Below are 1,109 nucleotides of genomic sequence, written 5' to 3'. Positions count from 1 at the left end.
TAGGGCACCGCCGAACGAAAGAGGCGGCAACAGACAAACCGAACCTACTGCTACCGCGCCACATCTCGACTCTACCGTCAAGGAGCATTGGATTTTCCTGCCAGCGGCCTATTCACGATCTACAAATTCGACCGGTGGTTCCGTCTCAGCGACGGTCACTAAACTTCGCAAGCTGCCGCAGGGTCACTTCGGAATCACGGGCGGTTCAGGGCAGGCGGGTCTGCGAGCGCGCTCACTTTCACGGGGAAAGGCAACTAACCGTCTTCAGGCTCTTTCTCTGGTTCATTGGAGCGTCCCGTGCATAGCTGATCGCGGTGACGAGCGGTGCAGCAAAGTTAAACAGGCGGGTTCGGCGCGGGCGACAAGGGTGCGCGCACTCCTGCAACCCGGCGGAGAAGCAAACCCTGACGGCGCCTACTGGACCTAGGCCCATAATCAGGCATCGTTTCAGCCGCTGGCCTGACCGGCAAACCGTTCGGCGTGTGAACCCTCTCGAAACCCAGCGGTACCTGACGGACTACGGCTACGTACTTCGCGCAAAATCCGACGACGTCAACTCGATACTCGCCGCCGGATGGGCGAGCGCTTTGCGTGCCGCGAGCGCGGCGATTCGCTGGTAGCCATCGCCGAAGCATTTGAGCGTGCGAGCGTCGCTTGCGCCCGGTTCAAGCCAGAAATACGCTTCGAGCGCCTCGACGGTGACCACGCACTCGACTGAGCCGTTCGCTCGTACGAGGTCGAACGCGACACCGCGGCGATTTGCGAGGATGCGGGGTGCTGGCGCTAAGGCTTCCATGATTAAACTGTGTCAATTAAGTTAGGCGAGTTCGAACGCGACCCGCGGAATAGAACGGGAGACCGACACGTTGCTACCAGTCGATACGGTGCTTGTCTTCCGTTTCCCGATGCCGCCGGTCATCGTCGATATGCAGGTACAGGCTGGTCGTGGTCAGCGAAGCATGACCCAGATTGTCACGAACGAGCCGAAGATCAACCTTTTGATCGGCCATGTGCGAGCCGGCGCTGTGACGCAGCCAGTGGGCGGAAGCTTTCTCCAATAAGTCTGCACGCGCCGAAGCGCCATCTCGCTCGCGCAGTCGCGCAGCCGC

2 protein-coding genes are annotated in these 1,109 nt (G+C 60.6%); both read right to left on the bottom strand.

Translation table 11 applies throughout. The features are described from left to right. Positions 1–523 precede the first annotated feature (523 nt). Complete coding sequence (locus tag AWB81_RS43385) at positions 524–796, bottom strand: DUF1488 family protein (protein WP_062644762.1); 273 nt, start codon at positions 794–796, stop codon at positions 524–526. 73 nt (positions 797–869) lie between these two features. Continuing rightward, a partial coding sequence (locus AWB81_RS43380; protein WP_159939044.1) for a tyrosine-type recombinase/integrase occupies positions 870–1,109 on the bottom strand: 240 nt, incomplete at its 5' end.

It is taken from the genome of Caballeronia arationis (assembly GCF_001544975.2).
GTDB classification, from domain to species: Bacteria; Pseudomonadota; Gammaproteobacteria; order Burkholderiales; family Burkholderiaceae; genus Caballeronia; species Caballeronia arationis.
This window is presented reverse-complemented; position numbering and strand designations above follow the sequence as displayed.

Excerpts from the sequence above, each read along its gene's own strand:
- AWB81_RS43385 (WP_062644762.1), bottom strand. The coding sequence starts at position 796 with ATGGAAGCCTTAGCGCCAGCACCCCGCATCCTCGCAAATCGCCGCGGT.